This is a genomic window from Thalassospira profundimaris (assembly GCF_003326755.1).
In the GTDB taxonomy this organism is placed as follows: Bacteria; Pseudomonadota; Alphaproteobacteria; order Rhodospirillales; family Thalassospiraceae; genus Thalassospira; species Thalassospira profundimaris_B.
In genome coordinates, this window is the sequence record NZ_JPWH01000011.1 from 55,310 (window position 1) to 77,720 (window position 22,411).

The following is a 22,411-nucleotide window of genomic DNA, read 5'->3' on the forward strand; positions in this document are numbered from 1 at the left end:
GCAACATGCCCGGGACCCTACCTGCTTACCGGTTGCGTGCCGCCTGGGAATAGGCGTTTACCGCCTGGCTGGAATTATTCAGGCCCTTGAGCTGGCGTTGCAGGCTGGCATGTTCGCTGCGCATTCCCTCTTCAAGCTGGTCAAGATCGCTTTTGAGCGCGACCAAAAACGGGGCAGCCTTTTCCCGGTCTTCGGGCGAGAGGGTTTTGGCATTGGTGCATAAATCGGCAATGCGTGTTTCCAGCGATCCCAGTTCGACCACCTTGCCCTCTTCGAGAAAACGCTGGCTGGTGGCAACAAGGGACAAAACCCGCTGTAATTCCTGTTTGAACTGTTCAAGCGTCATGCGGTGGTTCCTGCATTTTTTCGTCGGTCTTCATCCGCGAAATCGTGTCATTGTCGGTGGTGGCCGTCCGGTTTTGTGTGCCGTAAATCTGATTAATGCGATAGATATAGTTCAGAATCTCGGCCACGGCGGCAAAGGCTTCCAGCGGAATTTCGCTATCAACATCCACCGCCATCAGAATTTCGGCAAGATCGCTGTCCTGGCGAACGCGAACGCCCTTGGCAAAGGCAAGCTGCAAAATCTGTTCCGCGACACCGCCCTGGCCCTTGGCAGCCAGGATGGGGGCATTGTCCCGGCCCTGCTGATAGCGCAACGCAACGGCCACCTGGTCCTTGCGCCCCGGTGCGGCAAGTTTTTCCCCGTCTGGCCCATCGCGTTCCGCCAGCAGGTCAATGCTGCTTTTTTTGCCGGTCATCTTCGCCCATTCTCTGCTGTGGTGCGCGGCAATCTTATCCGTGCCCCTGCAAACAGCGTCGATCATAGTGGCCTGTTGGTCAATAAATCCTTGCCAGCACCCTGAAATGGCAAATTTCGTGCATCGCCCGTAGAAGGCCGCAAGGTGTCTGGCGGTTGGGCGCCTTTGCCCGCGCCCGATCGCCAGACCGAATGCGCGGAGCAGGGCACATGTCGCCCATGCCGAGAAGGTGATTTATTGTTCTTCGGTGCTGTTCTTTGCGCTGTCTTTGGTGCGAGCACCGCGTTTTACGTCGGGTTTGCGCCCTTTTGTGCTGCTGGCGTCTGCTGTTTGGTCATCGTCAGCGCCATCATCATCGTCACGGCTGTTGAAAATGCGGGCCAGGTCAACACTGGCCGTTGCCGAACGGTTTTCATCCTGGATGCGGTCATAGAGTTCCCGGCGCAGAACCTGGGTGTTTTCGGGAAAGGTAAAACCCAGTTTCACCGTTTTCCCGCGCACCTCGACCACGGTGACTTCAATATTGTCATCAATGATAACGGAGTCGCCGACTTTTCGGGTCAGATAGAGCATGTTTGGTCCTGGTTCTTTTCATCCGGGGCAGTACCGTCGCCCGTTTGGTGCGCGCTGCATGACTATGCCGATTTTCACCGGGTTGGTCCAGCAGACTTCGGACATATCGTAATCCCTGCCTTTTAGAAAATTGGCACGGAACATGCAAGGAAATGCTTGCCGGGTAAATGTGGTTTTGACCGTTACAATTACGGCACGGAAAACGGCCCTGTTAACACGGGCTTTACCACCTCCCCCGATACTGGGCTGGAACGAGAAAGGGTAGAGATCATGGATATCGGCAAACTGAGCATGTTCGCCAACATGAAGGAAAAGATGGACTGGCTGAACCAGCGTCAGCAGGTGATTGCCCAGAACATCGCCAATTCCGATACCCCTGGCTATCGCCCGGAAGATCTCAAGGCGTTTAACCCCTCGCGGATCGGTAATGACCGCCAGTTCATTCTGGCAATGGCAAAAACCGAACCGGGCCATAGTGCCGGGCTTCGCAAGCCGGAAGATTTCAAGGCCGAAGAAGTTCGCAAAAACTATGAAGTGTCGCCGGATAAAAACGCCGTGATCCTAGAAGAACAACTGGTCAAGATGAACGAAAACCGTGTCGATTATCAGACCATGACCCGCCTTTATGCCAAGCAAAGCGAAATGATGAAAACGGCCATTGGTCGCTCGTAAGTTTTTGCATTGATTAGGAATTGACTGACATGGAACTCTATCGCGCATTTCAGATTTCTGCTGCAGGCATGAAGGCACAGGGCACCCGGTTGCGCGTTGCCGCCGAAAATATGGCCAACGCTGACAGTCTGCCAACCGCTCCGGGGCAGGAGCCCTATCGCCGTAAAATCCTGACCTTTAAAAATGTCATGGACCGTGAATCCGGTGTGGATCTGGTCAAGGTCAACAAGGTTTATGACGACAAATCGCCCTTTGGCATGAAATACGAACCTTCGCACCCGGCAGCAAATGCCCAGGGCTATGTACAGACTCCGAATGTCTCGGCGATGATCGAAATGATGGATCTGCGCGAAGCCCAGCGCAGTTATGAAGCCAATCTCAATGTGATACAGTCATCGCGCAGCATGCTGTTGCAAACCCTGGACATTATCCGTTAAGGTTAAGACTTGAGGATAAGGAGCCCGCGCCATGATCAATAACAGCTTTGCCAATGCAATTTCTGCCTACCGCAATGCGGCTGATGGCAAAACCGACACGGTTGCGGATCGCGTTAATAACGGCACGGCGGTTGATCCGGGGCAGAGCTTTTCCGACATGGTGCGCGATGCGGCAATTGATGCCCGCGATACCATGATGAATGGCGAAACCATGACCCAAAAGGCCATTGTCGGCAAAGCCGAACTTCATGAAGTGGTTACGGCGGTTTCTGCCGCCGAGGTGACATTGCGCACGGTGGTGTCGGTGCGCGACAAGGCCCTTCAGGCCTATCAGGAAATTTTGCGGATGCCGATCTGACCGGCTTTCAGTTGCGTGGTCGGCAAAATTTGCATCCTGTGGTGCCGCTTTTCTTGCGACAGGCTGGAAAATGCGGCATTTTCTTTGGGTATATTCCTTTGATGCCTGACCCTGCCCGGAAAAATCGTGGCGACGGGGCATCCCATCCGGTATGAAGACACAGAAGCGAAAACAGAAGCGACAATAGGGACGACAGGCATGCCGGTTGTCTTTGCCAGCTTAAGGCAGCCTAACAGCGACGGAGACGCGTTTTTATGAATCAGGCCGAAATCATGGATGTGGCCTATGACGCGGTCTGGACCCTGATCAAGGTTTCCGGCCCGCTCATGCTGATCGCGCTCGGCGTTGGTCTGATCATTGCCCTGTTTCAGGCGCTGACGCAAATTCAGGAAATGACGCTGACTTTCGTGCCAAAAATTCTGGTGATGTTTCTGGCGATGCTGGTTTTGCTGCCCTTCATGATGACGGAAATGATTGAATTTACCAATCGCATGGTCGATCATTTTATTGGTCTGCCCAATTAGCTGGCAGGTAGCCATGTGTCTTTTCAGCCTGGCAAATAGCTGCCGGTCTGTGTGATCCACCTCCAACCCGGCTGTGCGCCTGACAGGTCAGTGTCATGTCGTCCCTTCAGGACCTTCTTGTTCTTGACCTTTATGTGGTCCTGATGACCTTTGCCAGGGTCGGGGCGGCGTTTGCCTTTATGCCGGTTTATGGTTCGTCCATGGTACCAACACGGGTGCGCCTGCTTTTGGCCCTGTGGGTGGCGGTGGTGATTTCACCACTGACATCGCCTCTTATCCCCCAACAGCCAGGTGATGCGCCAACCCTGTTTCTTTATCTGGCCTTTGAAATCACCATTGGTCTGTTTTTTGGCATGTTCGGGCAAATTCTGATGGGGGCGCTGCAAACGGCAGGGACGATCATTGCCTATTCGTCCTCGATGGCGAACGCCTTTATCAATGATCCGGTCGCCGGTCAGCAAAGTGCGGTGACGGGCCGTCTGCTCACCCAGGTGGGGCTGGTGCTTTTGTTTGCAACCGGGATGGATCATTTGCTGATCCAGGCCATGTTTGAAACTTATACCCTGTTTCCGCCGGGCGGAAAATTGCCGGTCGGCGACATGAGCGCCTTTGTCTCTCATGCGATTAATGACAGTTTCACCATCGCGATGAAAATTTCCGCCCCGTTTTTGGTGGTTTCGGTGGTGTTGCAGGCAGCCCTTGGCCTGTTAAACAAGCTGATGCCGCAGTTGCCGGTGTTCTTTGTCGCCATGCCGGTCCAGATTGCGGTGGCTTTTTTCTTGTTGCTTGTTGCCTTGCCCGCCATGATGATGGTGTTTACAGGGTATTTTGAAAACGGGCTTGAAAACTTTACCGCCCCTTGAGACCTTGGTGAAACCTCTGCTTCAAAAGGTTCGCCGGTAATGCGGCCGGGGTCAGACCTGCCAGGATGTGAGCATGGCCGAAGACGAAGACGACAGCCAAAAAACAGAAGACCCTTCGCAAAAAAAGCTCGATGACGCGCGCGAAAAGGGGCAGGTCCCGGTTTCCAAGGAAGTCGGCAATTTCATGCTGCTGTTTGGCGGGGCTTTGGTCATCATGATGATGGCACCGGGCATGGCCGATGGTGTGCGGGATTATTCCCTGCAATTTATCACGCATCCAAATTCTTTCAGCTTTAATCAGGATGGTGTCCGCGCCCTGTGGCTCGATATGATTCTCGGCTTTTTCAAGATCATGGGCGTGCCGTTTTTGCTGTTGATGTTTTTCGCCGCAGCGGGCCATCTGGTGCAAAACGGGCTTGTCATTTCATCGGAGCGGATCAAGGTCGATATTACCAAGCTCAGTCCGCTCAAGGGGCTCAAGAACCTGTTTTCGATGAAAACAATGGTCGAGTTCGTCAAGAATATCCTGAAAATCGTGCTGGTTGGCTCGATCCTGGCGGTGGTGATCATTCCCAAAATCGACGATATCGGGATTTATCCGCTGATGTCCCTGCCTGAAATTCTTGATCATCTTTATCAGTTGATCATTATTTTGCTGATTGCCGCTGTGTCCTTGACAGCGGTGATTGCCGGGGCGGACTTTGCCTATCAGCGCTATGAATTCAACAAATCCATGCGGATGTCCAAGCAGGAGATAAAGGACGAATACAAACAGACCGAAGGCAGCCCGGAAATCAAGGCCAAGGTCCGCCAGATCCGCATGGAACGCGCTCAAAAACGCATGATGCAAAATGTGCCCAGTTCCGATGTTGTCATCACCAACCCGACGCACTATGCCGTGGCCCTGAAATATGACATGGCTTCGATGCAGGCCCCGCGCTGCGTGGCAAAGGGGCAGGACAATGTGGCCCTGCGCATTCGCGAGGTCGCCAGGGAAAATGATGTGACCGTGCTGGAAAACCCGCCGGTGGCGCGCGCGCTTTTTGCCACAGTCGAGGTCGATCAGGAAATTCCGCCCGAACATTACAAGGCGGTGGCGGAAATCATTTCCTATGTCTTTCGCCTGCGGGGCAAAAAATTCGGCTGATCAACCCGTTTTCCGTGTTTATGGCGGTGGCGAAAGCCCGTGTCTGTTCCTGGCTTGGCCCGGTTAGAGGCACATTTTTTTGCACCGATGCCATCACCTTGCCGTGTTTGCATTTTTCTATGGCGATGCCTTGGGGAACTGGTGATAAAACTTGCTGGTAGCCAGTGGGCGCAATTGCAGCTAAAACTATAGGCTGTCGTAATAAGCTGTTGGTAACAAAGGCGGTGACGTGCTGTTACGGGGGTTAATCCTTGCAGTAAGTGTGGCGTTTGTCGGTTTCATCTATGTCATGATGCAGATCATGGCAAAGGCCGGCATTGATGCGCGCTTGATGTGGATCATTGGCGCAATGGTTACGGGTGTTGCCGTTTTGGCGGTCGGGGCCCTGTCCATCACGGCGCGACGTAAAACCGGCGAACAGGATCTGGCGCCGCTCCTGTCGGGCTTTTCGGCTTCTGACATCGGGGTTGCCCTGATTGATGCCTATGGCCGCACGCTATATGCCAACCGGTCCTTTTCCCGCAAACTGGGCATTATGCCGGGCGAGGATATGCTCGCCGCGCTGGAAGGCCGCTTAAGCGCGCTTCATCTTGATACATCCGAACTGACCGACCTTCGGGCCCGTGCCATGCGCGGTGAAACCGGCGAGATTTATCTTGATCTTGCCCCCGATGGCACGCTGGCACCACCGATGGACCCGGCCCCTTCCGATCTGTCGCCAAAGGGCCATACCGCGATTGACCCGGAGGCCGAGGATCCCGCCGTTGCCTCCTATCTTGTTGCCCGGGAGAACGGGCAGGGCGATGATATCCCGGATAATGCCGCCCCCACCGGGGCGGGCGCAGTGGCAACAACATCCGCATCAGGACAGGGCGCACAGCCCCGGCGCACGCTCCGCCTTGCTGTGACTCCTGCCGATGCAAGGCGGGGTAAAATGCTCTGGACGGTGGATGGCGTTGATGCCGCCAGCCGGACGGCGATGATTGTCGAACAGGGCCGCCAGCTTGCGCTTCAGGATGCCGGGAATATGGCCGCCAGCCTGTCGCCCGACATGTATGACCAGGTTGGTGGTGTTGCCTCGCATTTTCAGGGCGGCACACAGGGTTTTGAACATGCCGATCAAATGATCGAACGTCTGCCGGTCGGGGTATTTGGCCTGGATGGCGAGGGGCGCATTCTTTATGTCAATCAGCGCCTGGCAACCTGGCTGGGGGGCAAGCCCGAAGATTATCGCGACGGGACTGTCGAACTGGCCGAACTGATCGGCGGGGATGGTGTGAACGGGGAAGTTCGCCTGAAGGTGCGCGGCGGCGAGCCGATGAAATGCTTCATGACCCATTCGATCAATGCGCCCAATACCGGGCCGATTCGCAGCCAGGCCGTTGTTTTCCCCGACCCGATGCCGGCCCACGAATGGGAACATGCCCTGGCCGAAACCGAACGCCGGGTGCGCTGGTTCTTTGATGAAAGCCCGCTTTCAATTGTTCTGGCCGATCTTAGCGGCACCGTCACCGATGCCAACCGTGCCTTTATCGAAACCGCCGGGCAGCGGCGGGAACGGGTGATTGGCCGGTCGATCCTGGAACTGATTGTGCCCGAAGACCGCGATGATGTGGCGCGGTATCTGTCCAAGGCGGTGACGGGCCTGGGCAAAGGCGGCCAGATCGAGGCCCGCCTGCAGGGATCACGCGGGGTGGCGGTGCATATTTACCTGCAACGTGTGGCCGGGCGCTCGGGCGAAAGCGGTGCGCTTTTGCTGAATTTCCTGGATACGACGGAACAGAAAAACCTCGAAGAACAATTCGCCCAGTCGCAAAAAATGCAGGCGGTGGGCCAGCTTGCAGGCGGCGTTGCCCATGATTTCAACAACCTTCTGACCGCGATGATCGGTTTTTGTGACCTGCTATTGTCGCGCCACGGGCCGGGCGACCCCAGCTTTGCCGACATCATGCAAATCAAGCAGAATGCCAACCGTGCGGCCAATCTGGTGCGCCAGCTTCTGGCCTTTTCGCGTCGCCAGACATTGCAGCCCAAGGTCATTAATATCACCGATGCCCTGGCTGAAATGTCCAACCTGCTGCGCCGCCTGATTGGCGAGAAAATTGACCTCAAGGTGGCGCATGGCCGCGATATTGGCCTGGTCAAGGTCGATCCGGGCCAGTTGGACCAGGTGATTATCAATCTGGTGGTCAATGCCCGCGATGCCATGTCGGCCGAAGGCGGTGTTCTGTCGATCAAGACCGGCAACGAGATTGTTGACGAATCCAGGCATGATGGCGCGGAAATCATTCCGGCAGGCGATTATGTCCGGATCGAGGTGCGCGATACCGGCATTGGCATCCCCAAGGATAATTTAACCCGCATTTTTGAACCTTTCTTCTCGACCAAGCAGCGCGGCGAGGGCACGGGCCTGGGCCTGTCCACCGTTTATGGCATCGTCAAACAGACCGGCGGTTTCATTTCGGTCGATAGTGAAATGGGCGTTGGCACCACCTTTACCATCTATCTGCCGCGCTACGAAATCAGTGCCGAGGAACTGGCCGCCAGCCAGGCCGTTTCCGAAGAAGCCCCGTCGCGTGATCTGACGGGCAGTGGTGCCATTTTGCTGGTCGAGGATGAAGATGCGGTGCGCACCTTTGGCGCCCGCGCCCTGCGCGGCAAGGGCTATGACGTGCTGGAAGCCAGCAATGGTGAAAACGCGCTGGACGTTCTGGAAAAAACCGACAAAACGATTGATCTGGTGATTTCCGATGTCGTCATGCCCGGCATGGATGGCCCGACCCTGATCCGCCAGTTGCGCGAGGCCCGGCCCGACCTGAAGGTCATTTTCATTTCCGGTTACGCCGAAGATACCTATCGCGATGAACTGGACGAGGAAAACGGCGTGCATTTCCTGCCCAAGCCTTTCTCGCTCAAGGAACTGGCAACCAAGGTCAAGGAAGTGTTGTAAGGATGCGCGCCCGTATACTGGTCAGTTCCTGTCTGCTTGGTGCACCGGTGCGCTATGATGGTTCGGCCAAAACCCTGTTTCATACGGCGATGGATCGCTGGCAACAGGAAGAAAGGTTGGTGCCCGTCTGCCCGGAGGTTGCCGCCGGTTTGCCCATCCCACGCCCGCCCGCCGAAATTGAACCGGGAAAAGGTGGTGCCGATGTCGTCAACAACACCGCCCGCATTTATGAAAATACCGGCGGCGATGTGACCGATGCGTTTTTATCGGGCGCACATATCGCGCTTGATGTTGCCCGTGCCCGTCAATGCCGCTTTGCCCTGTTAACCGATGGCAGTCCGTCTTGTGGCAGCAGCTTTATTTATGATGGGCACTTTAACGGTACGCGCCATGATGGCGTTGGTGCAACGGTCGCCTTACTTCAGCAAAACGGCATTACTGTCTTTGCCAATAGCGAACAGGGGATCCTCCGGCTTCAACAGGCACTCGATCAGGCGGACGGGGCTTAAAATGTCTCGCTTTCCGGCGGCAGGTTGCGGTTTTGGTCCTGGGCCTCGATCACGGTTTCGCGCGAGCGCCCGGTAATGTTGACCGGCTGGCTGGCCTGGTGGGATGTGACCCTGCCAAAGAAATCGGAGAGTTCCTTTGCCACCTTTTCCGGCGATGTGACCTGGCGCAGGGTAAAGCTGTAGCCCAGCCGGTCGGTAATGCGCAAATCGCCAAAATCAAAGATATTGCCAATCACGCTTTTGTATATCTGCGTCGCCTTGATGGCTTCAAACCCGGTATCATCCTGATCCTTGATAAACACACCGCTGCGCGTGACAATGCGGTTATTGGTAATCACACGTTCAAAGAAAAACAGGTCGCGAATGGCGGTGATGGGCAGCAAAATGCTGTCGCGTGCCGCCGCCGTTGAAAGGCCAAGGGCGCGGCGGAAAATGCGCCATATAATCGAAATCGCGGCAATGATCAGGCCAAACAGGGCAATCGAAAATACAAATTCGTAATTGTCCCACAGCCGGTTAAGGGCGGCAAAGGCATCGGGCCCGGTCACGGCGGATTTTAAATAGGGACGCAGAAAATCGTAAATCTCGGCATAGTGATAGGCGGCATAAATCAGCACTGCCAACCAGATGATTTTGATAATGCCCGGCACCAGAACCGATGTGGGCGATAACGGCAAATCCATGATCACGACTTCACCGTCATGCAAATGGCGGCGAATCCCCTTGAAGGGTTTGGTTTGCGCGGTCTCGCTGGTTTTCTGGCTCATCGGGGATCATCCTGTTCTGGCAGATGCCCCAACATACCGCCTGCATGATATTTCGCAAGCAGGCAGCTTGTGGCGCTGATCCGGCAAAGCGCGGCTGTTAAAACTGCCCGTCCTTGGCAAACAGATCGGCCAGGATGGCATCGCGTGCGGTAAAGCCCGGTGGTTGTGCCGGACGGGTGGTATCGCGGGTCAGGCGGGCAAAAACCACCTGGCGCTCGCCTTTTTCTGCCCAGCCAACAAACCAGCCTACCGGCTGCCCCTTGATCACGCTGCCATCGGGCCTTTGCGAAAGGGCCGCGCCGGTTTTGCCAAAAACATGCCAGCCGCTGGCTTGTTCGCCAATGTCAAACAGCTTTGGTGCCATGTCATAGGTTGCCTTTGAAACCGGCAATTCATGGCGCAACAGTTTTTGTAAAAACGCTACCTGCTCGGCAGGTGATATTTGCAGGCTGGAACTTAACCAGGCGCGGGTCAGGCCGTTATTTTTGCCTTTATCCCCCGAAACATCGCCATTGCCATACTCAAAGGCGCGCACATAATTTTCATAGCGATCCTTGCCCAATCGCTGCGTAATCTGCTGCGAATACCAGACGACGGAATATTTGATCCAGCGTGCCGGGTCGGTATCTTGCTGCCATTCCTTGCGCCAGTCAGGATAGCCCTGTTTGAACGACCATACCGGGTGACGGGTATCTTGTAATATCCCGGCATCATATCCCATCAGGCTGATGGCGATTTTAAAGGTCGATGCCGCACTGGCGCGGTGCTGGCAATCGCCCTGCGAGATCAGGGTTTCGCCGGTTTTGGCATCGGCCAGCAGGGTACATACCGTTATTGTCTTTGCCTGGCTGGTCTGCGGCAACAACACTGTTCCGGCCACAATTGCCAAAATAACCGCGCTGATTTTCATGATCCGGCCTGCCCCTTATTTACGGTTGAAGGCGCAGTTTGACCGCAAAAGCTGAATCTAGTCTGAATCAGTCGGTTTTCCCGTTGCCGGTTCGCTGTGCTGGCGACGCTGCCAGAAAATGGAATCGGCAAAGCGCGTTTCCTGCCGGTATATTTTTTGCCGCTGGAGCAGGAATTCTCGTACACCTTTTTGAACGGCTGCATTATAGGCATCAAGGGCTTCCGAATACCCTGCATGGGCTTGGCATAGCGCCTCGCTGGCCTGGCGGGCCATCCAAAGGGCTGTGGTCATGCCGTGCGAGGATAGCGGGTCAAACGCCGCTGCGGCATCGCCCACGGCCGCCCAGTTTGGGCCGGAAACCGGGGTCATCCAGGTGGTGCCTGCACTTGCCAATATTGGTAATTGATCGCCCAGCGAAAACCCGGCACTGTCGATCCAGCGGGAAATATGCGCGGTCTGGGCAACGCGTCCGGCCCATACGCCATGATCACGGCTGATCCCGTTGGGCAACAGGTCCGGGTCGGAAAAATAGCTGATCACCATATCCCCGCCGGGCAGCAGGGCCGCATACCACCAGCCATCCTCCACCGTTTCAATCAGGGTGGCCGGGGTCGGGGCCACGTCGGGGTCGGTTTGTTTTAAAAAGCAATGGGCTGCCACAAGCTGGTCGGCCCGTTTGCGCGTTCCCTGTATCACGGCAAGGCTGCTGGCCCGCCCGGTGCAGTCCAGCACAAAGCGGAAAACACCTTCGTCGCCATTGGCAAAGGCAAGATGCCATTTATTGCCTTCCAGCCGGGCATTTTGAACGGTCGTTTCGATATGGCGGGCCCTGGTTTTTAGTGCTGTTGCAAACAGGTCGGCCTCAAACCCGGCACGATCCAGCACCATGCCCGGTCCTTCCAGATGCACAATGGCATTGCGTTCGCGCAATTGCCCGCTGCCCCAGGCGGAAAAGCTGGTATTGGCCGGGCGGTGGATCGGCCGGGTGATCAGCTCTGCCAGGCCCAGATTGGCCAAAATGGTATTGGCGGCAGGCGATAATGTTTCACCAATGCGCGGGCGGTCTTTGGCGGGCGGGGATGCCACCCAAACGGGACGCACCCCACGTTGCGCCAATGCAACGCAGGATGCCGCCCCGGCAATGCCGCCGCCAATCACGGCGATGTCAGCAGGTTTCATTTTGGCAATTCGCCGTCTTGCGGTGTCCAGATATAATTCATTTCCATGTCGCTGCGTTCCACCTCGACAAACATTTCGGCGGGAATGTTTTTGGGTTTGCCGGCGTCGGTCGGGCCGGGTTTGCGCACCACAAAGCCCATGCGCTGCCACAGCGTAATCATATTGGTAATGCCATCCCAGTAACTGGCATTGGCATGATAGCCAATGCCCGCCACCCCGCGGGACCACGGCACCCGGTTTTCAAAAAACTTTTCGCGTTCATCCGCCGACAGGTCGGTGCGCATCATTTCGTCGTAATAGCGTTCCGGCAGCACATCAATCGGCAGCAATGCCGGCCACCAGACGGCGGTGGGGAAGTCCGACTGCATTAAAACCTGCTGGCAGCTAAAGGCATCACATTGCCAGGGCAGGCCCATCCAGCGGGTCAAATCGCCGGGCATTTGCGGGCCAATCGGCGGCGGGGCCCCATTGCCGCCGTTAAAGGCCTTTTCCGGGGTCAAAAGCCGTCCGATATTCTGGATCAGGCTGGGCCGGTCGCCATGTGCGATGCGGAACGGTTCGGCGGTTTTATTGCGGGCCCGTTCATACATCGGGGCCAGACGCAAATAATAGGTCAACTCCACGCCCGGATGAAACGCTCCGCCCGAGCAGGGCTCCAGCGCGGCTTCTGTCAGGGCATGGGGGCGCAGGGCAACATCCATGTCATCGAGTTCGGTAATGGCATCGGCACTGGCATCGTCAAAATCATCGATGAAATCACCCGCCGCCCAGGCCTTAAGGTAGGAATATTGCAGCTTGGGAAACTGGAACCACTGAAGCGGGCTGCCATCGTAATTCACCCCGTCGCCCAGCATATAGGGCATTTTAAGCTGTTCTTCCTTATAGGCATCCGGTCCGACATTTTCCGGGTTACGGAATTTGTCAAACACCTCCATGCGAAAGGTTTTGTTATCGGGTGACGGGTCCGCCAGTTTGGCGATATAGGCGGGGTCGGAAAAATCGCCCACCTTCAGCCAGCCTTCGCGCAAATTTGCCGCATTGGTCAGCCATTCCATTAATGCCAGGCGGCGGAAGGTCGGGTAGATATATTTGCGAAACGATATTTTGCCGCCAGGCGCGCTGGACCATTTCTGCGCGACGTTCAAATCCTCGATCACGTCATAAAGGGTCGAAACTGGCGGAATTTCCGGCGCAAAATTGGGGCCGACACAGGCGACCCACGCACCATCGGCCACCATTTCGGTGCCATCGCCCAGGGTGACTTTGGCCGTGACCGGGCCATCGCACCAGTCATCATGCCAGCCATCATTATCGGCAAAGCTGGTAATGCCGGCATTGATCGGGCTGGATGATTTGCCATCAGGCGGGAACACCAGTAATCGCCCGGCGTCATCGGTGCGGATTTCGCCAAGGCCGACCGGGTTGTCGCCATAAAAATGGCCGCGCATCGCATAGTCGCTCGCACCACCATCCTTGTTGGTGTTTTTGCCGGTAATGGTGGTGGCGCCCCCGTCAATCACCAGCATGTCTTCGCGTTTTTTGTCGGAAACAAAAAACTGGTTTCGTAACTGGCCGGGCATCCCCGGTGCCAGTTCGCCATTATCCAGCGGGTTGTTAAACCCGTACCAGGCCGCCTTGGTATTGGCGACATGGACCTGCCAGTTAATGGTGGCATCATTGCCGGTAATTTCGCCAATCACGCGGTTCTGGTCGTCAAAGGCATAGATGCGAAACCGCTGTACCTGCTTTTTGATCAGTTGTTTGCCGTCCTTGAACCCGCCTTCGGGGCGGGGCGGCAGGCCGGGAACCTCGGGGGCGAGAAACCATTTCGGGCTGCCGCCGACCCGCGAAATACCAATGGCAGGATAAATGCCCAGCCGGGCAATTTTGGCCCCGCGCGGGGCGGCCTTTGGAATATCGGTGCTGGCAATGGCGGATTTGGCAATCATGGGAAAGGCCATCATCGCCGCCCCGGTGCCAAGGCCCGCGCCAATCCCTGCCAGAAAATCGCGTCGTTTGATGCCGGTTTTGCCTGCCCTGGTGGCGGTGCCCCTGTTGCCGGAATGCGCTTTCATGTCGAACTCTCCCCTGCTTTTTTCAACCCCGGAAAGTATTGAGCAGTTCAAAACGCGTCGCAATAAAACAATTTCAATTATAAGGTGAATTTTGAAGTTTTTTAACGTCACAAATAGAAGGTTCTGACGTCTGCGCCGGTTTTGAAAAATGCTGCCAGATGGATCGTACTGGCGATGAAAAAGCAGAAATTCCGGCTGGCGCGTGTTCGGGCATTTTGTTGTTTACGTTGCCAAAATGCGCAAACTGTGCTTGAAAAACGTGCCGTTTTTCCTGTCATTTTATCAATGCCACCCGTCTGGCCCCTGGATGCCCCGTTCATGATTCCTTTTTTCGGCGAAGCTGCCGCCATGACAGCGGCCCTGACCTGGGCCACTTCCAGCATGATTTTCTCCAATATCGGCGGCAAGATCGGGGCGCAAAGTGTCAATCGAGGCCGACTTTTATGGTCGATTACCTTTCTCACACTGCTTCACTGGATCCTGGAAGGGCAGCCCTGGCCGCACAGCACCACGCCCGAACAAATCGGCTGGCTCGCCCTTTCCTCGGTGCTGGGGCTGGTGATTGGCGATGCCATGCTGTTTCAGGCCTTTGTTATTCTGGGCGCGCGGCTTTCCATGCTGATGATGTCATCCGTGCCGATTATGGGCACGGTGCTGGCCTGGTTCCTGTTTGACGAGGTACTGACACCGGTGCAAATCGCGGGTGTTGCCCTGGGGGTTGGTGGTATCCTGACGGTGATCATGATGCGCAAGGGGCGCCCGGCCAATCTGGAAGGGCGGAATTATCTGATCGGCATCTTGTGTGGCCTGGGCGGGGCCGTGGGGCAGGTCGCCAATCTTATTACGGCGAAATATGCTTTGGTTGGCGGGTATTCGGCCCTGTCGGCAGCCTGGATCCGCACGCTGATTGCCGTGGTGCTGATTTGGGCGATTGCCGCGCTGATGGGGCGGGTACGTCGCACAATTGTGGCATGTTTGGCCCCCGATGTGCGCGGCTGGCTGATGCTGGGTGCCTTCATTGGCCCGGCAATGGGCATTTGGCTGTCGATGCTGGCGGTGCAAAATGCCAATGTCGGTATTGCCAGCACCCTGATGGCAACCCCGCCGGTTTTGCTGATTGTCTATGAAGGTGTGGTTCTGCGCCGTCCGGTCGGTCTGCAGGCGGTGATAGGTACTTTGATGGCCTTCGCCGGTGTGGCGCTGTTGTTTCTGTTTTAACTTTTGGTTGTTTTTTGCGGGCAAAAAAAGAACAGCCATACGGGGAAGTATGGCTGTTAGTTAAATGCAGAATATTAATTAAAATATCTGCGGGACACGAGCAAACGCCAAGATCCGGGACCGGAACAGCGGAACCTTTCATCCCGGCTTGGCGTGCAAATTATGAGGCCTATACGAACGAGTGTCATCTAAAGGTTGGAAAATGTTAGAATTTGTCAGAATTGGCAGGGGCGCGACCCGCACCAAAGGCAGGGGCAGGGGCGGCACTGGTCCGGTTTTGATGCGATTTTTCCGGGTTTTTGCGGGAAGTTTGATTGAAACCCGGTGCTGCTTCTGTGAAATTGGGGCAGACCCCGTATGAAATGTGAAAGGACTCCGCGATGACGCGTGTTACCGTCTCGATCGAAGATGATTTGATGTCGGCTTTCGACGATTTTCTGGACGGGCGCGGCTACACCAACCGGTCCGAGGGATTTCGCGACCTGATTCGCGAAAAGCTCCAGCAGGAACAGCTTGCCAGGGACCCCAGTGGCAGCGGTATTGCGGTGCTCAATTATGTGTATGATCATGAAGAACGCATGCTTGCCAGCCGTCTGATGTCGGCCCAGCATGAACATCATGACCTGACGGTTTCCACCGTGCATTTCCATATTGATCACGATACCTGCCTGGAAATCGTTACCCTGAAGGGCAAGTTAAGCGACATTCGCAAATTTGCCGACCAGATTCTGGCCCAGCCCGGCGTGCGCCACGGGCAGCTTTATACCGTGCCGGGCGAACTGCATGTCGAAAGCCATCATCATGGCGAGGGGCAGGGCCATGCCCACCGGCACGAACATTTGAAAATCACCACCTGAAAACGGGCGCAAGCATCGTTCCCGGCGGGCAGGATGGATCGCGCTTTTGACGGTTCTGTGGGGCGCGGTGGCGCAAAAAAGGTATTTGCAAAATTATCAGCGGCAAATGAGAACAAACTTGCAACATCCATGAAACTGTGAGAGTGTTCGCATTATGTTCTCAATGTCTCTGTGTCGAGGATCCAGGGTTGCGCCCTTTCTTCCATACAGGGTACCCAGCGGTGGCGTTCCGCATTTAGGTCCGGGGAACCGCCTGCGTTGCATCTGACCCGGCCCTGTGGAATAAGAGAGTTCGAGCAATGATTCAAACCGCGCTGAATTTGGTGGATAAGGATACAATGGACAAGCAAAAGGCACTCGAAGCCGCCCTTGGACAGATCGAACGGGCATTTGGCAAAGGTTCGATCATGAAGCTGGGCCAGCGCGAAAATGCCGTTGATGTTTCTGCAATTTCAACCGGCTCGCTGGGGCTGGATATTGCACTGGGCATTGGTGGCCTGCCGCGGGGCCGTATTGTTGAAATTTATGGTCCGGAAAGCTCGGGTAAAACCACCCTTGCCCTGCATACCATCGCCGAAGCACAAAAGGCCGGGGGCACCTGCGCCTTTGTTGATGCCGAACATGCGCTGGATCCGTCCTATGCCCGCAAGCTGGGGGTCAATATCGACGATCTTTTGATCTCGCAGCCCGATGCCGGTGAACAGGCCCTGGAAATTGCCGATACCCTGGTACGTTCCGGTGCGATTGACGTTCTGGTCGTGGACTCGGTTGCCGCCCTGGTGCCGCGCGCCGAACTGGAAGGCGAAATGGGCGATACCCATGTCGGTCTTCAGGCCCGTCTGATGAGCCAGGCGCTGCGTAAGCTGACCAGTTCGGTCTCGCGCTCCAACTGCATGGTGATTTTCATCAACCAGATCCGCATGAAGATCGGCGTGATGTTTGGCAGCCCGGAAACAACAACCGGGGGCAACGCGCTGAAATTCTATGCGTCGGTCCGTCTGGATATTCGCCGTATCGGCCAGATCAAGGACCGGGACGAGGTGGTTGGCAACCAGACGCGGGTCAAGGTGGTCAAAAACAAAATGGCCCCGCCCTTCAAGCAGGTTGAATTCGACATCATGTATGGCGAAGGTGTCTCCAAGATGGGTGAAATCCTCGATCTTGGGGTCAAGGCCGGAATTGTTGAAAAATCGGGCTCGTGGTTCTCGTATAATTCCACCCGTGTCGGGCAGGGGCGTGAAAATGCCAAAAACTTCCTGCGCGAAAACACCGAAATGACCCAGGAAATCGAACGCGCCATTCGTGAAAGTGCCGGGCTGATTGCCGAAGGCATGACGAATATGAGCGAAGATGACTATAGCAACGATGACTGAGCAAGTTATCAAAGGCTGAAAACAACAAAGGCGGATGCTGCGGCATCCGCCTTTTGTGCGAGTCCTGTTCGGGCTTTAAAGACAAACCGGTTTCACCGGACCGTCTTTAACGGCTGCATCATTGCCGACCTTGAAAAGGCCGCAGCCCGTTATTTGATGATTGCGCAGGCAATCCTGCTTCCGGCATCACCGGAAGGCTGGGACATATAATCATCGGCCCCTTCATGAATGACGATGGCCTTGCCGCGAATCCCGATGGTGTCATCATCGAGTTTGACATTGGTGTTGATGACCTGGGTAAACAGTTCACCCTGTTCATTGACATACTGGTTGGGCATGTCCCCGGCATGGGGGCCGTTTTTGGATAAAAAGCCGTGGGTTTTATCGGTCGGGTTGAAATGCCCGCCCGCGGATTTAAAGTTGCTTGCGGCCTCGCAGGTGCCATTTTCATGAATATGAAATGCTACCCAGTGGTTTGGGGGCAGTTGGTCGATTTCCGCCTTGATCACAACACCACCATCCGTCGCCGTCAGCTCGGCGGTGCCGATTTCCTTGCTGTCGGTATTTTTAAAGGTGGCTGAGGCGTCGGTTTCGGCGAAGGCAGGAAAGGCAACAAGCGAAACAGCGCCGGCAAACAGCGCGATCAGGGGCACAATTATGGCTCGCATCGGTGTCCTCCTTGTTGAATTGCTACCTCACTGAACAAAGTTGGCCCGCTCTTTGTTCCCGGCTGTATTAAAATTGTTAAAATATTCCAGTATTCCCGCAGTGGTTTTACCATCCCGGCTTTTAACTGGGTTTGTCACCGGGGGATGTCTGGTGTGTGACGTGCGGCTTGAGGCTTGATGCTTGAGGCTTGAGGCTTGAGGCTTGAGGCTTGAGGTTGGCGGCTGGCGGCGGGGCGATGCACCCGGTGCAGGCGTTGATATGTTCAACATGCGGGACGCGACAGGATAGATGCGAAAACCGGCCTGGCGGGGGATGCCAGGCCGGTTTTTCTTCTTGCTGCTCGCTCGGTCTTATCCTAAGGGGCGATATTGGTGTGATCGCCGGTATTTCAAGAACCAAATCGCAACCCGGTGGCAAAATAATCAACCTGCGGGCAAGGCCCCGGGGCAGATTGCTGCACGGGTATGCAGGAATGCCGGTTTCAACCGGCGCGAAGGCCAAATTGCGGCCGGTTCCGATCCTGCATGGTGGCCGATTGTGCCGAATACTGGCTGGCCTGTGCGGTTTGGGTAATCTGTGTTTGCACCACCTGCTCGTCCCCCTGCGGGTTGGCGGCAGCGCGGGCGTCATCCTTTTGCGGGCCAAAAAGCTCGGTTATGCGGGCATCAAGCGATTTCAGGCCATCATCCAGGCGCTGCTGTGTGTCATTGATGCTGGCATTGACCGTTTCATTCAATGCGCCAAGGCCTTCCAGAATATCGCGGGCCTGATCAATGCCCTTGGCAATCCCGCGCGAGGCATCGGCCAGAATTTGCCGGGCTTCATCGCCATCATCGGCGCGGGCGGTAATCAGGTTGGAAACCTGGCCTAAAATCCGGTCAGCGACAGCTTCGGGGGTATAGTCATCCGGGTTGACACCCTGAATCGACAGACCGGAGCCAGAAAGATTTTCATTGATGGCCGCAACGATCTGATCGGTGCTTAAGGCCTGAACCGAATTTCCCGATAGCGAAATTTTGGTGGCATCGCCAAACACATTGCGCGCCGAGTCTCCGCCCGTCGAACTTGCGTTACCGCTTGCACCAGCATTGCCGCCCGGCAGATAGGCCTGGGCGGAACGTGTTGATATCCGGTTATCCTGAACAGTCTGGCCGCCAATAAGGAGGTCCATTTCCCTAGCTCCTGCGATCTTGCGCGGGAATTTCCACTACATCTTAACTTGGTAAGATCGCATATTATTGGGTAAAAATCCAGCTTGTTCTTAGCCGAAAGGTTGATATTCCGCGCTTGGCCCGCAGGGCTTCTCTGCCCGCAGAATGAACGTGGCCGGAATCAGCGGGATTTAATGCCTATAAATGCGATGGGGGATTGCACCTTGGGCCAAGCCCGATTATTGAACAGGGTTTAACCCATTTTACCCGGTCAGGACGTGTCGAAACTTTCCACGCTTTGACCTGACCCGATGCAGGAGCAGTTTGACAGTGGCAAACCCTACAGTGGCAAACTATCAGGAAAGCGCGCAGTCGTTTGAAAAACGCTGGCAGGAATACTGGCGGGAAAACGATACCTATCGCACGCCCAATCCCGGTGATGCGGATTTTGACCCGTCGAAAAAGAAAAGCGTGATCCTGGATATGTTCCCTTACCCCAGCGGGGTAGGGCTGCATATTGGTCATCCGCTGGGCTATATCGCAACCGATGTCAAGGCGCGCTACAAACGCATGAGCGGCTTTAACGTGCTGCATTCGATGGGCTTTGATGCCTTTGGCCTGCCCGCCGAACAATATGCCATTCAAACCGGCCAGCATCCGCGCATCACCACCGAAGCCAATATTGAAAACATGCTGCGCCAGTTTGAGGTGATCGGCCTGGGCCACGACCCGCACCGCCGTTTTGCCTCGACCGACCCGGAATATTATAAATGGACGCAGTGGATTTTCCTGCAGCTGTTTAACAGTTTCTATGATCCGCTCATGGAATGGACCGGCCCGGATGGCAATATTGTCATTGGTCGTGCCCGCCCGATTGCCGAACTGCGCCCGCTGCTCGAGGCCGGAGAATGGCTGCTGGATGAAGATGGCGTTGCCCAGCCCGCCAGCACCCTGGCCGATGGTATCAAGGCCGAAGGGGCTGCCATCGGGGCGGCAATTGACCGGGCCCGTCTGGCCTATGTCGATGAAGTGCCGGTTAACTGGTGCCCGATGCTCGGCACGGTTTTGTCGAACGAGGAAGTCACCAACGAAGGCAAGTCCGAACGTGGGGATTACCCGGTTTACAAACGCCCGCTTAAACAGTGGATGCTGCGCATTACCGATTATGCCGACCGTCTGGTGGCCGACCTTGAAGGTCTGAACTGGCCGAACGGCGTTGTTGAAATGCAAAAAAGCTGGATCGGCCGGTCGGTTGGCGCGCGGGTTAATTTCCCGGTGGAGACATCTTCGGGCGTGGACAGCAAAATTGCCGTTTACACCACCCGCCCGGATACTATTTTTGGCGCAACCTATATGGTGCTGGCCCCCGAACATCCGTTGGTTGATGCCCTGGTGGCTGAGGATGCCAAGGCCGCCGTGGCCGCCTATCGCCAGCAGGCCGCCGAGGTCAAGGCCGTTTCAGCCAAGGACGATGCCGAACGCGAAAAAACCGGTGTGTTTATCGGAGCCTATGCCACCAACCCGGTCACGGGCGATAAAATCCCGGTCTGGATTGCCGATTATGTCCTGATGGGCTATGGCACCGGCGCCATCATGGCGGTGCCCTCGGGCGACCAGCGCGACTTTGAATTTGCCCAAAAATTCAACCTGCCGATCAGGGCCACCACCCGCCCGACCGAAAACTGGCTAAACGATAACGCCCCGGCCGAACTTGCCGGTCTGGAAGGCGATGCGCTGCTGGCAAAATATGTCGAAGCCCCCGAAAGCTTTGCTGCGGCCTATACCGAAACCGGTGAAACCATCAATTCCGCCAATGACAGCGTTTCGCTGAACGGCCTTGCCACGCCCGATGCCAAAACCCGGATGATTGGATGGCTGGAACAAAACGGTATTGGCCGGGGGCGCACGCAATACAAACTGCGTGACTGGCTGTTCTCGCGCCAGCGCTATTGGGGCGAGCCGTTCCCGGTGCTGTTTGATATCGAGACCGGCCAGGTGCATGGTGTCGCCGAAAGCGCTCTGCCGGTTTTGCTGCCCGACATGACCGATTTCCGCCCGCAATCGAACGAGGACCCGAATTCCGAACCCCAGCCGCCGCTGGCCCGCGCCACGGAATGGATGGAAGTTGCCGGGATCGTGCTTGATGACGGGTCGGTTCTGCCGGTGGATGCCCAGGCAGGTGAGACCTTTATTCATAACGGTGTGGAATATCCGGTGCGTGCGTTCAAGCGCGATGCCAATTCCATGCCCAACTGGGCCGGCTCGTGCTGGTATTTCCTGCGCTATTTCGATGCCCATAACGACGATGCCTTTGTCGCGCCCGAGGCCGCCGATTACTGGTCCAAAACCCTGGATGACAATGGCAAGCCGTTGCCAGGTGCGGTGGACCTTTATGTCGGCGGGGCGGAACATGCGGTGCTGCATTTGCTCTATTCACGTTTCTGGCACAAGGTGCTGTATGATCTGGGCCACGTGCAAACGCCCGAACCGTTCCAGCAACTGTTTAACCAGGGCATGATTACGGCGGATGCCTATACCGACGCGCGCGGTGTATATGTTGATATTCACGATGTCGAAATGCGCGATGTGGATGGCAAAAAACAGCCCTTTAACAGCAAAACGGGCGAAGCCCTGATCACTGTTCCGGGCAAGATGGGCAAGCGCTATAAAAACGGTATCCCGCCCGAGGAAGTGTGCGATCAATATACGATCGATACTTTCCGCGCCTATGAAATGTATATGGGCCCGCTTGATAGTTCCAAACCCTGGCAGTCCGATGCCATTGTCGGCATGTTGCGCTTTTTGGGCAATGTCTGGAAACTGGCAACCCAGGCGGAACGCACCGATGTGGTGGATGCGAAAATCGACAGTCTGGTGCACAAGACCATCGAAAAGGTCGGCAGTGACATTGATAATCTGCGCCTTAACACCGCGCTGGCGGCCCTGATCGAACTGACCAATGCCCTGGGCAAGCAGAAGGCCGTGCATGAAGACCATATTCGCGCCCTTTACCTGATGGTTTCGCCCTTTGCCCCGCATCTGGGCGAGGAACTGGCCAGCACCCTGGCCCCGGATGAATTTGCCAGCCGCAAATCGGTCATCAAGTTTGACTGGCCGGTGTTCGATGCGGAAAAGGCCAGGGATGACGAATTTGAAGTGCCGGTTCAGGTTAATGGCAAAAAGCGTGGCACGATCATGGTGGCCGCCGATGCCGACCAGGCGATGGTCGAGGCCCTTGCCAAGGCCGAGGAAAATGTGGCCCGCCACATTGACGGCAAGGAAATCGTCAAGCTGATTTATGTCGCCAAGCCGACCCCGAAACTGGTCAATATCGTGGTGAAGGGCTAAGCCCGGCACAGAATCTTGAAAATGGCGCGTTTTGCCGGTTGGTTCCGGGACGCGCCATTTTTGTTTGCGG

At 56.0% G+C, this 22,411-nt stretch carries 22 protein-coding genes; 12 read left to right on the forward strand and 10 right to left on the reverse strand.

Annotated features, from left to right (window positions below):
- Positions 1-25: 25 nt before the first annotated feature.
- The 3 genes from TH25_RS13845 to csrA all read right to left on the reverse strand — a co-directional run bounded on the left by TH25_RS13845 (position 26) and on the right by csrA (position 1,334).
- The gene (locus TH25_RS13845; RefSeq protein ID WP_114089012.1) at positions 26-346 is read right to left on the reverse strand and encodes a hypothetical protein; all 321 of its coding nucleotides are present in this window, start codon (positions 344-346) and stop codon (positions 26-28) included.
- Positions 336-761: an EscU/YscU/HrcU family type III secretion system export apparatus switch protein gene (locus tag TH25_RS13850; RefSeq protein ID WP_114089087.1), complete on the reverse strand. Its 426-nt coding sequence runs from the start codon at positions 759-761 to the stop codon at positions 336-338. Before TH25_RS13850 ends, TH25_RS13845 begins: the two co-directional genes overlap by 11 nt.
- 234 nt (positions 762-995) lie before the next feature.
- Complete coding sequence (csrA, locus tag TH25_RS25450; RefSeq protein ID WP_258549154.1) at positions 996-1,334, reverse strand: carbon storage regulator CsrA; 339 nt, start codon at positions 1,332-1,334, stop codon at positions 996-998.
- A gap of 270 nt (positions 1,335-1,604) precedes the next feature.
- Between csrA and flgB the strand changes: the two genes are divergently transcribed.
- The 8 genes from flgB (at position 1,605) to TH25_RS13895 (ending at position 8,794) form a co-directional block, all read left to right on the forward strand.
- A complete protein-coding gene (flgB, locus tag TH25_RS13860) occupies positions 1,605-2,006 on the forward strand; it encodes a flagellar basal body rod protein FlgB (protein ID WP_114089013.1) in 402 nt (133 codons plus the stop codon).
- 29 nt (positions 2,007-2,035) lie between these two features.
- A complete protein-coding gene (flgC, locus tag TH25_RS13865) occupies positions 2,036-2,443 on the forward strand; it encodes a flagellar basal body rod protein FlgC (protein ID WP_114089014.1) in 408 nt (135 codons plus the stop codon).
- A gap of 31 nt (positions 2,444-2,474) precedes the next feature.
- Complete coding sequence (fliE, locus tag TH25_RS13870) at positions 2,475-2,801, forward strand: flagellar hook-basal body complex protein FliE (protein WP_114089015.1); 327 nt, start codon at positions 2,475-2,477, stop codon at positions 2,799-2,801.
- A 254-nt stretch (positions 2,802-3,055) separates the two neighbouring features.
- Positions 3,056-3,325, forward strand: a complete 270-nt coding sequence (gene fliQ / locus TH25_RS13875) for a flagellar biosynthesis protein FliQ (protein ID WP_114089016.1) — start codon at positions 3,056-3,058, stop codon at positions 3,323-3,325.
- Positions 3,326-3,420: 95 nt separating this feature from the next.
- A complete protein-coding gene (fliR, locus tag TH25_RS13880; RefSeq protein WP_114089017.1) occupies positions 3,421-4,188 on the forward strand; it encodes a flagellar biosynthetic protein FliR in 768 nt (255 codons plus the stop codon).
- A gap of 73 nt (positions 4,189-4,261) precedes the next feature.
- Positions 4,262-5,335, forward strand: coding sequence for a flagellar biosynthesis protein FlhB (gene flhB / locus TH25_RS13885; RefSeq protein WP_114089018.1), 1,074 nt, complete (start codon positions 4,262-4,264; stop codon positions 5,333-5,335).
- 229 nt (positions 5,336-5,564) lie between these two features.
- The gene (locus TH25_RS13890) at positions 5,565-8,285 is read left to right on the forward strand and encodes a hybrid sensor histidine kinase/response regulator (RefSeq protein WP_114089019.1); all 2,721 of its coding nucleotides are present in this window, start codon (positions 5,565-5,567) and stop codon (positions 8,283-8,285) included.
- Between the two features lie 2 nt (positions 8,286-8,287).
- Complete coding sequence (locus TH25_RS13895; protein WP_114089020.1) at positions 8,288-8,794, forward strand: 2-thiouracil desulfurase family protein; 507 nt, start codon at positions 8,288-8,290, stop codon at positions 8,792-8,794.
- Here the strand turns inward: TH25_RS13895 and TH25_RS13900 are convergent.
- The 5 genes from TH25_RS13900 to TH25_RS24750 all read right to left on the reverse strand — a co-directional run bounded on the left by TH25_RS13900 (position 8,791) and on the right by TH25_RS24750 (position 14,108).
- Positions 8,791-9,561, reverse strand: a complete 771-nt coding sequence (locus tag TH25_RS13900) for a PH domain-containing protein (RefSeq protein WP_114089021.1) — start codon at positions 9,559-9,561, stop codon at positions 8,791-8,793. The two genes, TH25_RS13895 and TH25_RS13900, sit on opposite strands and share 4 nt — an antisense overlap.
- A 97-nt stretch (positions 9,562-9,658) precedes the next feature.
- Entirely contained in the window at positions 9,659-10,471 is an 813-nt protein-coding gene (gene blaOXA / locus TH25_RS13905; RefSeq protein WP_114089022.1) for a class D beta-lactamase, read from the reverse strand.
- A gap of 57 nt (positions 10,472-10,528) precedes the next feature.
- Positions 10,529-11,650: a glycine oxidase maturase GoxB gene (gene goxB / locus TH25_RS13910; protein ID WP_114089023.1), complete on the reverse strand. Its 1,122-nt coding sequence runs from the start codon at positions 11,648-11,650 to the stop codon at positions 10,529-10,531.
- Positions 11,647-13,725: a CTQ-dependent glycine oxidase GoxA gene (gene goxA, locus TH25_RS13915; protein WP_220151412.1), complete on the reverse strand. Its 2,079-nt coding sequence runs from the start codon at positions 13,723-13,725 to the stop codon at positions 11,647-11,649. The genes goxB and goxA overlap by 4 nt, the downstream gene beginning before the upstream one ends.
- Positions 13,726-13,832: 107 nt before the next feature.
- The gene (locus TH25_RS24750) at positions 13,833-14,108 is read right to left on the reverse strand and encodes a hypothetical protein (protein ID WP_181847630.1); all 276 of its coding nucleotides are present in this window, start codon (positions 14,106-14,108) and stop codon (positions 13,833-13,835) included.
- Here TH25_RS24750 and TH25_RS13920 point away from each other — a divergent pair.
- The 3 genes from TH25_RS13920 to recA all read left to right on the forward strand — a co-directional run bounded on the left by TH25_RS13920 (position 14,107) and on the right by recA (position 17,173).
- The gene (locus TH25_RS13920) at positions 14,107-14,943 is read left to right on the forward strand and encodes a DMT family transporter (protein ID WP_258549155.1); all 837 of its coding nucleotides are present in this window, start codon (positions 14,107-14,109) and stop codon (positions 14,941-14,943) included. The genes TH25_RS24750 and TH25_RS13920 overlap by 2 nt on opposite strands.
- Before the next feature lie 380 nt (positions 14,944-15,323).
- Entirely contained in the window at positions 15,324-15,800 is a 477-nt protein-coding gene (gene nikR / locus TH25_RS13925) for a nickel-responsive transcriptional regulator NikR (RefSeq protein ID WP_114089024.1), read from the forward strand.
- A gap of 299 nt (positions 15,801-16,099) precedes the next feature.
- Complete coding sequence (recA, locus tag TH25_RS13930; protein WP_114089025.1) at positions 16,100-17,173, forward strand: recombinase RecA; 1,074 nt, start codon at positions 16,100-16,102, stop codon at positions 17,171-17,173.
- A gap of 149 nt (positions 17,174-17,322) precedes the next feature.
- On the opposite strand, the gene TH25_RS13935 is transcribed toward recA, so the two are convergent.
- Both TH25_RS13935 and TH25_RS13940 read right to left on the reverse strand, forming a co-directional pair.
- Positions 17,323-17,841, reverse strand: coding sequence for a superoxide dismutase family protein (locus TH25_RS13935; RefSeq protein ID WP_114089026.1), 519 nt, complete (start codon positions 17,839-17,841; stop codon positions 17,323-17,325).
- A 482-nt stretch (positions 17,842-18,323) separates the two neighbouring features.
- Complete coding sequence (locus TH25_RS13940) at positions 18,324-19,013, reverse strand: DUF5610 domain-containing protein (RefSeq protein ID WP_114089027.1); 690 nt, start codon at positions 19,011-19,013, stop codon at positions 18,324-18,326.
- A 310-nt stretch (positions 19,014-19,323) separates the two neighbouring features.
- Between TH25_RS13940 and leuS the strand changes: the two genes are divergently transcribed.
- The gene (gene leuS / locus TH25_RS13945; protein WP_473243026.1) at positions 19,324-22,341 is read left to right on the forward strand and encodes a leucine--tRNA ligase; all 3,018 of its coding nucleotides are present in this window, start codon (positions 19,324-19,326) and stop codon (positions 22,339-22,341) included.
- Positions 22,342-22,411: the final 70 nt, after the last annotated feature.

Excerpts from the sequence above, each read along its gene's own strand:
- TH25_RS13845 (WP_114089012.1), bottom strand. The coding sequence starts at position 346 with ATGACGCTTGAACAGTTCAAACAGGAATTACAGCGGGTTTTGTCCCTT.
- TH25_RS13850 (WP_114089087.1), bottom strand. The coding sequence starts at position 761 with ATGACCGGCAAAAAAAGCAGCATTGACCTGCTGGCGGAACGCGATGGG.
- csrA (WP_258549154.1), bottom strand. The coding sequence starts at position 1,334 with ATGCTCTATCTGACCCGAAAAGTCGGCGACTCCGTTATCATTGATGAC.
- flgB (WP_114089013.1), top strand. The coding sequence starts at position 1,605 with ATGGATATCGGCAAACTGAGCATGTTCGCCAACATGAAGGAAAAGATG.
- flgC (WP_114089014.1), top strand. The coding sequence starts at position 2,036 with ATGGAACTCTATCGCGCATTTCAGATTTCTGCTGCAGGCATGAAGGCA.
- fliE (WP_114089015.1), top strand. The coding sequence starts at position 2,475 with ATGATCAATAACAGCTTTGCCAATGCAATTTCTGCCTACCGCAATGCG.
- fliQ (WP_114089016.1), top strand. The coding sequence starts at position 3,056 with ATGAATCAGGCCGAAATCATGGATGTGGCCTATGACGCGGTCTGGACC.
- fliR (WP_114089017.1), top strand. The coding sequence starts at position 3,421 with ATGTCGTCCCTTCAGGACCTTCTTGTTCTTGACCTTTATGTGGTCCTG.
- flhB (WP_114089018.1), top strand. The coding sequence starts at position 4,262 with ATGGCCGAAGACGAAGACGACAGCCAAAAAACAGAAGACCCTTCGCAA.
- TH25_RS13895 (WP_114089020.1), top strand. The coding sequence starts at position 8,288 with ATGCGCGCCCGTATACTGGTCAGTTCCTGTCTGCTTGGTGCACCGGTG.
- TH25_RS13900 (WP_114089021.1), bottom strand. The coding sequence starts at position 9,561 with ATGAGCCAGAAAACCAGCGAGACCGCGCAAACCAAACCCTTCAAGGGG.
- blaOXA (WP_114089022.1), bottom strand. The coding sequence starts at position 10,471 with ATGAAAATCAGCGCGGTTATTTTGGCAATTGTGGCCGGAACAGTGTTG.
- goxB (WP_114089023.1), bottom strand. The coding sequence starts at position 11,650 with ATGAAACCTGCTGACATCGCCGTGATTGGCGGCGGCATTGCCGGGGCG.
- goxA (WP_220151412.1), bottom strand. The coding sequence starts at position 13,725 with ATGAAAGCGCATTCCGGCAACAGGGGCACCGCCACCAGGGCAGGCAAA.
- TH25_RS13920 (WP_258549155.1), top strand. The coding sequence starts at position 14,107 with ATGATTTTCTCCAATATCGGCGGCAAGATCGGGGCGCAAAGTGTCAAT.
- TH25_RS24750 (WP_181847630.1), bottom strand. The coding sequence starts at position 14,108 with ATGCTGGAAGTGGCCCAGGTCAGGGCCGCTGTCATGGCGGCAGCTTCG.
- nikR (WP_114089024.1), top strand. The coding sequence starts at position 15,324 with ATGACGCGTGTTACCGTCTCGATCGAAGATGATTTGATGTCGGCTTTC.
- recA (WP_114089025.1), top strand. The coding sequence starts at position 16,100 with ATGATTCAAACCGCGCTGAATTTGGTGGATAAGGATACAATGGACAAG.
- TH25_RS13935 (WP_114089026.1), bottom strand. The coding sequence starts at position 17,841 with ATGCGAGCCATAATTGTGCCCCTGATCGCGCTGTTTGCCGGCGCTGTT.
- TH25_RS13940 (WP_114089027.1), bottom strand. The coding sequence starts at position 19,013 with ATGGACCTCCTTATTGGCGGCCAGACTGTTCAGGATAACCGGATATCA.